Here is a 9,496-nt window from a genome sequence, read left to right on the forward strand (position 1 = left end):
TTCGAAGAGGGAGCCTCTAAATATGGCTACGTTTACCGGCACGAATAACGCAGACACCCTGACGGGTGGTGCAGACGCTGACACCATCAACGGTTTCGGCGGCGCGGATTCCATCGTTGGCGGCGGCGGTGCAGATAGCATCACCGCAGGTACGGGCGACGATACCGTTTGGGCTGGCGCAGGCGATTCCGGCAACGACACCATTTATGGTGGCGACGGTAATGACGTCCTCGCTGGCGGCGGCGGCAACGACTCCATCTACGGTGAGAACGGCAATGATATCATTTACGGCGGTGCTGGCGACGATTATGTCGAAGGCGGCGCTGGCGATGACGAAATCTGGGGTGGCGCTGGCGACGACGAGATCTATGGCGACGCTGGCATCAACGTTGTTGGTGGCGGTGCTGGCGAAGACGATCTGACTGGCGCTGGCGTTCGCGACACTGTCTACGGTGGCGCTGACAATGATGATATCACCATTTCCAGCTCTGATTCGGGCGAAGCTTATGGTGGTGCTGGCGATGATCAGATCACCATTTCTGGCGCTGGTTCCTACAGTGTTTATGGTGGCGCAGGCAAGGATGAGATCTTTGGCGGCGCTGGCACGAACTTCATCAATGGCGGCGCTGGCAACGACACCATCGACCTTGATGCAGCAGGCACGGATACCCTTAAGTTCCTGAAGGGTAGCGGTAACGATGTGGTTAAGGATTTCCAGAACACGGACGTTCTCGATTTCACCGATTACGGTGTCGGTGCCTCGGTTGCCGATCTGAAGGCCGCCGGTCTGATCAAGCTCGTAGATGGCGATGGCGATGCCGCTGTGGATGACGTTCTCATCCAGATTGACGCCGACAACTCTGTCGTTCTGACCAACAAGCTGCTTGCTGATATCACTGACACCAACGTCCTTCTGTAAGGTGGACTATCGTGGTTAAGGAAAGAGGGGGGCTTTGCCCCCCTCTTTTTTGTTGCTACAAGCTAGCCATTCACTCCTTTTCTTTTGAAGTATGGATGCGATGAATCTCGCTGAAACCTATCGTGTGGAGAAACAAGCGGCCACGCGTGCCATGGCTGGGGTAGCGCTGATCTCGGTTATATCCAGCTTCTGTCTGCTGGCACTGCCGCTCTATCTCTTCCAGGTCTATGATCGTGTCATAGCCTCGCGCAGCCTTGAGACACTGGTTGCGATTACGATCATCGCCTGTGTCGTTCTAGTTGTCTTCAGTCTGTTGGATACATTGCGTCAGGTGTTGCTTGCTCGAATCGGCGTTCGTTTCGAAGCGCGCGTATCCGGCCTTTTCCTTACAGGAGAGTTGGCCTTACCCCGAGGAGCCTCCGCTGGCAGCCTCTCCCAACTCGCTGAACTTCGTAAGTTGATTGGTTCAAGCATTTTTCCGAATCTGTTTGACCTACCGGTCATGCTGCTCTTCTTGTTACTTGTTTTTTTGATCCATCCACTACTAGGCGGTATCGTTTTCGGCGGTATGGTCCTACTCCTCGTAGTGGCTGCCGTTGGTGAGCTTCTGACCAGTGGTGATGTGCGGGCTGTTGAAGAGGCATCGGTGTCAGCGCGGAAAACGCTTGAAAGCCACTTGCGCCAACACGAAACGGTACGTGCGCTTGGGCTCTACCCGCAAACGGTTGCGCACTGGGGACGTGCCCAGGCAAAACATTTGACAACACTTCTCCATCTGCTTGCTAGAGCAAGTGCGCTTTCTTCGACCTCAAAGCTGGTGCGCCAGCTTCTTCAGATTGCGATGGTTGGTGGTGGCGCACTTCTTGTACTCTCCGACCATGTGACCCCAGGCATTATTTTTGCCACCTCAATCATCGCGTCCCGCGCACTCGCTCCGATCGAAGCCATAGTGGGGGGGTGGCGTCAATTGAAGCAGGGAAGTATTGCGTTAAAGAAACTCGATGCGCGTGTTGCTGCTTTTACCTTGCCAGATCGGCAGACACCGTTACCGCGTCCGACCCACAGCCTCACTGCAGAACGAGTTGTCTATATTCCTGCTCCCGGCATGCCACCGATCCTGAAAGGCATTACCGGTGCTATCGGAGCTGGGCAGAACGTAGCCATTGTTGGCCCCAGCGGTGCAGGTAAATCGACTTTTGCCCGCATGCTTATCGGTTTCCTCGAGCCAACCAATGGGCAAATATTGCTCGACGGACAGGATATGCGTACTTGGGATCCTGTAACACGCGGGATACATATGGGTTATCTGCCGCAGCAAGTCGGATTTTTCGATGGTACTGTGCGTGAAAACATTGCACGCATGCGTACGGATGATCCGCCAGAGCTTGCCATTGAAGCCGCTCGCTTCGTTGGGATTCACGACATGATCATGCGTTTTCCCGAAGGCTATGACAGTGTTATCTCAGAAAGCGGGTTTCAACCCTCAGGCGGCCAGAAGCAACTTCTCGGTCTTGCCCGAGCCTATTACGGTGGACCGGCATTCGTCGTCCTCGATGAACCGAACGCCAGCCTTGACACTGAGGGCGAGCAGATCTTGTTCGCGACCTTGAAGCGGGCTTCGGCTGCTAATATCGCCTCAATCGTCGTCACCCAGCGGCTGTCACTTCTCCATCATGTCGATAAAGTTCTCGTACTAAAAGGTGGTCAAGTGGACGCTTACGGAAATCCGTCTGACGTCATGCCGGGAAAGCTCGTCCGGCCCGTGCCGAATAAGGCCTCCTGATCAGGAATAACACCATGTCCAACGACAACCTTTCGCAAGGGGCGGACAACAACCGACCAGCAGCCCCGACGCTTTCTGGTCTCAAGCTTGAAACCCTCCAGAGCTGGAGTGACGCGATCCCGACCAGTAGGCGTAAACCCATGCTCGCTGCTGGTCTTGTACTTGTCGCCCTTTTTGGCTTCGGTGGTGCTTGGGCCGCGACCGCCAAGCTCGGTGGAGCGTTAATTGTTAGCGGTCGTGTTATCGCGGAGGGCAATAACCGGGTGATGCAACATCTCGAAGGCGGCATCATTGAGAATATCCGTGTCAACGAGGGTGACAGTGTCCGGCGCGGCGACGTCATCGTGCAACTGGACGAGACTGCGACCCGCTCCCAACTCGACCGGATGTACATCGAGCGAGCACTCGCCACCATCGAGCTGGAGCGTTGGCGAGCCGAGCGGGATGACGTGGCCGAAGATTTCTCCATTGCCTCGGAGAGACTCGCGCCTGTCACAGACAATCCGCGCGTCATAGAAGCCTACCAAAGCCAGGTAGCTGAATTCAAGAGCACCCGACAAGCGCTGCGGCAGAAATTGTTAGTACTCGATGGCAAGATCGCTAACGAGCAGGAAGATCTTGTATCGCTCAAGGATCAAGTCATTGCCATCGATGCGCAGAGGGAGCTTATCGTCAAAGAAGAGGCGGATCTTGCGGACCTACTTTCTAAAGGGCTCACTCAGCGCTCTCGCGTGCTCGCCTTGCAGCGTGAGGCAGCTCGGCTTAATGGGCAGAAATCCAACGCTCAGGCTACGATTCAGAAATCGCATCACAATATCCGTTCCTTTGGCGATGAAAAGCAGCGGCTAATCGCCGAGCACGCGGCCGAGACCAACCAGAAGATCACGGAACTACAACAAAGGCTGAATCAGACCGAAGACATGATTAACCGGCTCGACGATCGCATGCGGCGAGCTGATATCATCGCCCCCGTTGACGGCGTCGTACTCAGCATGCCGTTCAAGTCGCTCGGTGCGGTTATTAAGCCGGGTGAGAAGATCGCGGACATCCTGCCGAAGGATGCACCACTTCTCTTCGAAGTACCGATCCTACCGCAAGACATCACCAAGATTTTCATGGATCAGAATGTAGAAATCATTTTTTCAAGCGACCAGGTGACAGTGACGCCACCGCTGAAGGGTAAGGTCGTCTATATCTCAGCCGACACTATAACGATGCCTTCCGATCCGCGTGTTTCCTACTATGTTACCCATGTACGCATGGAAAGTGAGCATCATGGCCGCAATATCCTACCTGGAAACGTCGCCGAGCTATTTTTCCAGACGGAAGCGAGAACACTCCTCCAGCATCTTGCCGATCCAGTCACCCGCTTTGCCCTGAGGACCTACAAAGATTAGCAAAGAGGGCAATCGGCTAGGAGCAATCGACTTCATGATTACCAAATCGCTTGATGGGTGCTTCATAATTGCACAACCCGCTATGATCGCCGAACTAGGCACTTCAAAGGCTTTGCCTGCCTCGCAGCCGTAATGATCTGGCTACTATGAGTGTCGATTCGTCCTAGAGGTTCCCTTCAGCCGATCCTTGCTTTAAAGGCTTCACTGGCGAAAACCCAAATGAGGCGGCATGCGTATCCTGTTTGTTCACAACAACTTCCCAGGCCAGTATGCACGCATCGTGCGTCACCTGAAGGGGCGGCGGGATGTCGATATGCTTTCCGCTTCGCTGGCCTCGAACAAGCAGCCAGCGCCAATCAAGCGCATAGAATACACGCCTCATCGTGAGGCGCGCAGGGATATCCATCCGGCGCTCAGCTATACAGAAACATCGGTCATTCGCGGCCAGGCTGCCTATACGGCTCTCCTGCCGGTAAAGGCGAAAGGTTGGAAGCCCGATATCATTCTCACCCATTCCGGCTTCGGCGACGGTCTTTTCCTCAAGGATCTTTGGCCACAGGCGAAATACATGCCCTATTTCGAGTGGTATTATCATGCCTATGGCTCGGATTCCTCCTTCCTCGATCATGAGGCTCCCAAGAAGCCAGATGTGGAACTGAAAATTCGCATGAAGAACACGGCGATCCTGCATGACCTCGCCGCCATGGACTGGGGCCAATGCCCGACCGAATACCAGAAGAGCCAGTTTCCGCCGCAGTTCCACGAGCGTATCTCCGTTTTGCATGACGGAGTCGATGTAGATTACTTCTCGCCGGACAAAGTCGCCACTTTTTCTGTCGGCGACCTCGTGTTCCGTAAAGGCGATCCAGTCATCACCTATATTGCGCGCGGCATGGAGCCTTACCGCGGATTTCCGCAATTCATGGAGGCCGCGGCGATACTGCAGAAAAGCCGGCCGGAAGCCCATATCGTCATCATCGGCGAAGATCGGGTCGCCTACGGCGCCAAGCGTCCGGACGGGAAGACCTACAAAGAATGGGCGCTGGAAAATCTTTCTCTTGATGAAAGCCGCATCCATTTCCTCGGCCGCCAGCCGCTACGTACTCTGCGCGATGCCCTGCGCGTCTCCGCTGCCCATGTTTATCTAACAGTGCCCTTCGTGCTGTCCTGGTCCATGATGGAGGCCATGAGCGCTGGCGCGCTCATCGTCGGCTCGGATACGGATCCAGTACGCGAGATCGTAACGGATGGCGAAAACGGCCTTCTCGTGCCCTTCTTCGAGCCGGAGGCGCTGGCCGGGCGGCTTGCCGATGTGCTGACCGACCAGGCACAGTATGCTCCTCTGCGGGAGCGAGCCCGGACGCTCATGCTGGAGCGCTACGATATGAAGGATCTCACCCGGAAATACTTTAACCTGATCGAGCGCGTGGCAAAGGGACAGATGGGTGCGCCATAGGGACGGTGTTTTCAAGAGGGCGGTGCAGAATCTGGAGTCAACGATATGAAGAGAATCAAAATTATCAAGAGGTTCGACAGCCCTCTTCGCTTTTCCGTCTCTGCTCTCGACAAGGAGGCGCGGCTTTACTTCCATATCGTGGACAGTCTGGCTGATGACGTTCTCTTCCATGTGGAATTCGACAAGGAGGCGGGCCAGCTCTCCGTCAAGGATCGTTATGCGGGCGTCTGGGGCAAGCCGCAAGTGCATGATTTCCCCTTCAAGGGGCAGGCGATCAAGGGAAGGCTCTTTCTCGACGGCGAAATCTTCGTCCTGGAACTTAAGGATTTCCGGTTGGAATTTCCCTGTAAAGCCTTTCCGAAATCTATCGTCTGGAGCGTCTACAGCAATTTCCGTTACATGACGATTGGCGACGACGAGCCGATCACTGAGGCCCTTTCGCGGCGCTGGCGGTTCTTTCCCGAATACAGGTTCCGCCTGGGGCTCGGCTCTCGGCTACGGGCGCTCGGAGAAGCGGAGGGCCTAAAGCCCGGACTTTCGGCACTCTATCTTTGGGATGGAAATGAAGAGGCCTTCAGCCGCCTCGCTGAAAAGGTCCATCCCTATCTCGATGAGCTTCTCGTCGTTGTACACAACTCAAGATTGTTCCGGCACAGCTTCTTCGTCGGCCTGCAGAGCACCTGCTTCAATATCCGTACATCCGTCGTCGAAATGACCGTCAAAAGCGACGGCGCCTTGCGTAAGCTCAAGGGCGCCCTGTTCATGAACAGGGTTCTCTCCGAGGTCCACCATCGCAATGTCATCCTCCTCGATTCGCAGACTGATCCGGACCGTCTAGCCGCCGTTGTCCGCAACAAGCGGCTGCGCAGCCGGACGGACGACTTTCTTCTGCTCGACGAAGCGCATCCCGGAGACCTCCAGGCACTCTCGATCGGAAAGCAGACATACTTCGTGGACGTCGACGGCAAGTTGCGCCTGTCGGCGGAAGATATCGCCGGCCGCCATCCTCTCCATGCTCCGGCGCCCACGCCTAAGGCGAGCTTGGCCTGGGATATGGACGACGTGCAGCTGGCGAGCGCTCCGATCCTGCTGCGCGACCATAAGAAGACGATCGCCATACAGCGGCGCGGCAAGCTCGCCGTACTCGTCGTAAGCTGTAAGAAGAATCGCCACAAGCAGCAGGCCATTCGCGACACCTGGGCCAAGGATGCACGTCTTACTAATATCGACGTCTATTTTATCGAGGGCCATCCCGAGCAATCCGAAGCGGTCCTCGTCGAGGACCGGCTGATCCTGCCGGTTCCCGATACCTATGAATATCTCTCGCACAAGATCTGGCACGGCGTTTCCGCTGCTCTGCGGATCGTCGATGCGGACCATTATTTCAAGCTCGACGACGATTGCCTCCTCAACGTCCAGAAGCTCCTGGAATTCGCCTATGAGAAATTCGACTATATCGGCAGCGACGTAAATCTGGGCAGCCGTACCGCTTTCGACTGGCACAGCACAGCTGTCTTCAACAAGCAGCTTGCCGGCCTGATCTTCGAGATCGATCCCGAGCAGACTTGGTATGACGGACAAGGTGGATATTTCCTGAGCCGCAAGGCGGCGAACCTTATTGCATCGACGCCGCTCCCGAAATATCAGCACATGCTGGAGGACTACGCGACAGGCCGGGTCATGAGTGCCAACGGCCTGGAAGCCACCGCCCTGAATTCGAAACTCCTCTCGATCCGGGAGATCTATATCAAGGACGACCGGGACTACGAGGGCGCGGTCATCAGTGACGTGTCCAGTGTTGAAAGGACCTTTGAACTCTATGAAATCATTTCGAAGCTTAATCAGCAAACTCTCGACGCCAAAAATCGCTGGCGCTTCGAGTTCCCCGAAGAAGGCGCCCAGTAGGTGCCAATCCCACCGCTACGTCTTCATCTTCACCTATGGACGCTCCGGCTCGACCTTGCTGATGGGCTACCTCAACAGCCTGCCGGGCTTTTGCATTCGTGGAGAAAACCACAATGCGCTCGCGCATCTGTGCGGCTTTTACCGGGCCGCTAAGGATACGACGGGTAAAATCGCCAAGAAGTCAATGCTGCCGGTTCATCCCTGGTACGGGGCCGACCTGATCAAGCCCGAAGAAGTGCGAACCACCCTTCGCAAGGCGTTCGTGGAGACGATCCTCAAGCCGCCAGCGGATGCAACGGTAATCGGGTGCAAGGAAATCCGCATCAACTGGAATGAGGTTGAGGATTTCGACGCGTTCCTCGCCGATACCTTAGAAATCTTCGAGGATGCAAAAATCGTCTTCAACCATCGTGATATTTTCGCCACATCCCAAAGCAGCTGGTGGAAAGATACGGCCCATTCCTACGCCACGATCCGCAGCATGGATCAGCGGTTGCGGGATAATCGCTTCGCCAATGCCTCGAATGCCTTCCATGTCGAATATGAAGAGTTGACCAAGGGGCCGGAGCACGCCCGCCTCTTGACAGAGTTTCTTGGTGTTTCCTTCGATGAGAGCGTTTATAAAAAGATCATGGAAACACGGCACTCCTATTGAATGAAAAATTCCGAAAAAGGATACGTGCGGATTATGATTTAACAATGCCGCAGAAGCGATAGAAACCGCTCGGAGAAGATCTCCGACTTCCACGTCAGCTTCTGCACTGGCCCTTTCAAGGCATCCTCCAGCCGGAAATTCTTATTATCTATGGAAAATTGAACGGCATGAGCCTCTCTTCCGCTTAATTTCGGCGTCAATTTCCATAATCTACTAAAATCCATATCCGTTTTACACAGGTACGAGAAAAGGTACATGGCCCAGAAGAAGGGGAATGTTTCTTTCTCTCCTGTAGGTGAAACACACATCGGGTCAATTTCATAATTACGTTGGAACCCACCATTATCCTTGAATGTGATGAGTTTACGCGGCTGCTCCCAATAGCGGCAGGTTTCTACCCACCATCTCCGGCCCAGTAAGTTGTCGGGTTCGGCCGCCAGAAACCAGTTTGATACATCCAGTGCCTCATGATGCCCTGAGAAGGCAAAAAAGCCCGAAACGCCGGCAGCAGTGTCAATCCATTCTTTTAGTGGGATGACAGGATAGGCGGTGGCGTCAACCCAAACGCCACCATGCTGCAGGAGCTTTAGTCGGAGAATATCAGCTAGGGCCTGCGGCTGATAGAATTTGGAGAGATCGATAGGAAAGTCGCCAATCGCCTTAAGCGCTCCCTCGCGATCCAGAATGATAAGCTCCCATTCTGGGTTAAGAATCTTCCAACGCTGAAAACAGACCTTGATGATCTCGGGTGCCGTATCAATGCCTTGTAGCCAAAGGGCATAAATCTTACGGGGTACTGCCATATTATGAGCCTAGGAATTACGAGGGTTTTGACAATTTTATAGCGCCAATGTGAATTATCATACCTGGTAAATTATTCTCTTACCAAAAGGCCCAGCCTATGGAGTATATCCAGTGCCGAAAATACGCCACCAGCAGAGGTGGAGATTTGTAGCGCTGCACTTCGAAATTTGTGAATATAATAAGTCGTGCTTCACATAAAATAAAATCACAGACAGATACGGGGGATGATTCTTTGTATACGCAGCCAATCTCCTATCATTCTAAAAATACACCCCACAATGTAGCGATAGAATCTCCGCGTGGAGACATAACATATCAAAAATTTGAGGAAGACATAAATAAATTTGCTAATTTTTTTAGAAAAATAATACTAAAACGAAGTGTAATTGGCATTGACAATGAAGATTTTTATCTGAAATGGCTTATAATTCTTTCTCTATCGCGACTTGGGCACTGTACTTTTTCGCTTCCGCTGAAAGGATTTCCACTAGATAGAAATTGGGGTCGGAACAAGATCTGTTCAAAATCCTGCGCTAAGGTCGAACGAACGGTGAACGTCACGCCGCTCGGAGGATTC

Annotated in this window: 7 protein-coding genes; 6 read left to right on the forward strand and 1 reads right to left on the reverse strand. The window is 53.9% G+C overall.

The window, feature by feature from the left end; genetic code table 11:
- Window positions 1-22 precede the first annotated feature (22 nt).
- The 6 genes from EXZ48_RS31145 to EXZ48_RS31170 all read left to right on the forward strand — a co-directional run bounded on the left by EXZ48_RS31145 (window position 23) and on the right by EXZ48_RS31170 (window position 8,115).
- Window positions 23-919, forward strand: a complete 897-nt coding sequence (locus EXZ48_RS31145; RefSeq protein ID WP_165909483.1) for a calcium-binding protein — start codon at window positions 23-25, stop codon at window positions 917-919.
- 100 nt (window positions 920-1,019) lie between these two features.
- Entirely contained in the window at window positions 1,020-2,702 is a 1,683-nt protein-coding gene (locus tag EXZ48_RS31150) for a type I secretion system permease/ATPase (protein ID WP_165909484.1), read from the forward strand.
- Window positions 2,703-2,716: 14 nt separating this feature from the next.
- Complete coding sequence (locus EXZ48_RS31155; protein ID WP_130520868.1) at window positions 2,717-4,099, forward strand: HlyD family type I secretion periplasmic adaptor subunit; 1,383 nt, start codon at window positions 2,717-2,719, stop codon at window positions 4,097-4,099.
- Window positions 4,100-4,328: 229 nt separating this feature from the next.
- Entirely contained in the window at window positions 4,329-5,555 is a 1,227-nt protein-coding gene (locus tag EXZ48_RS31160) for a glycosyltransferase (RefSeq protein ID WP_130520870.1), read from the forward strand.
- Between the two features lie 243 nt (window positions 5,556-5,798).
- Window positions 5,799-7,460 carry a hypothetical protein gene (locus EXZ48_RS31165; protein ID WP_165909485.1) on the forward strand — a complete coding sequence of 554 codons (1,662 nt, stop codon included), beginning with the start codon at window positions 5,799-5,801 and terminating at the stop codon, window positions 7,458-7,460.
- Window positions 7,375-8,115 carry a sulfotransferase gene (locus tag EXZ48_RS31170; RefSeq protein WP_130520875.1) on the forward strand — a complete coding sequence of 247 codons (741 nt, stop codon included), beginning with the start codon at window positions 7,375-7,377 and terminating at the stop codon, window positions 8,113-8,115. The genes EXZ48_RS31165 and EXZ48_RS31170 overlap by 86 nt, the downstream gene beginning before the upstream one ends.
- A 38-nt stretch (window positions 8,116-8,153) precedes the next feature.
- Here EXZ48_RS31170 and EXZ48_RS31175 read toward each other — a convergent pair whose 3' ends face one another.
- Window positions 8,154-8,918, reverse strand: a complete 765-nt coding sequence (locus EXZ48_RS31175; RefSeq protein WP_130520876.1) for a capsular polysaccharide synthesis protein — start codon at window positions 8,916-8,918, stop codon at window positions 8,154-8,156.
- Window positions 8,919-9,496: the final 578 nt, after the last annotated feature.

The sequence above is a fragment of the Shinella sp. JR1-6 genome (assembly GCF_004284735.1).
Lineage (GTDB): Bacteria > Pseudomonadota > Alphaproteobacteria > Rhizobiales > Rhizobiaceae > Shinella.

Coding starts and splice junctions, on each gene's coding strand:
- EXZ48_RS31155 (WP_130520868.1), top strand. CDS start 2,717: ATGTCCAACGACAACCTTTCGCAAGGGGCGGACAACAACCGACCAGCA.
- EXZ48_RS31170 (WP_130520875.1), top strand. CDS start 7,375: ATGAAATCATTTCGAAGCTTAATCAGCAAACTCTCGACGCCAAAAATC.
- EXZ48_RS31175 (WP_130520876.1), bottom strand. CDS start 8,918: ATGGCAGTACCCCGTAAGATTTATGCCCTTTGGCTACAAGGCATTGAT.
- EXZ48_RS31150 (WP_165909484.1), top strand. CDS start 1,020: ATGAATCTCGCTGAAACCTATCGTGTGGAGAAACAAGCGGCCACGCGT.
- EXZ48_RS31145 (WP_165909483.1), top strand. CDS start 23: ATGGCTACGTTTACCGGCACGAATAACGCAGACACCCTGACGGGTGGT.
- EXZ48_RS31160 (WP_130520870.1), top strand. CDS start 4,329: ATGCGTATCCTGTTTGTTCACAACAACTTCCCAGGCCAGTATGCACGC.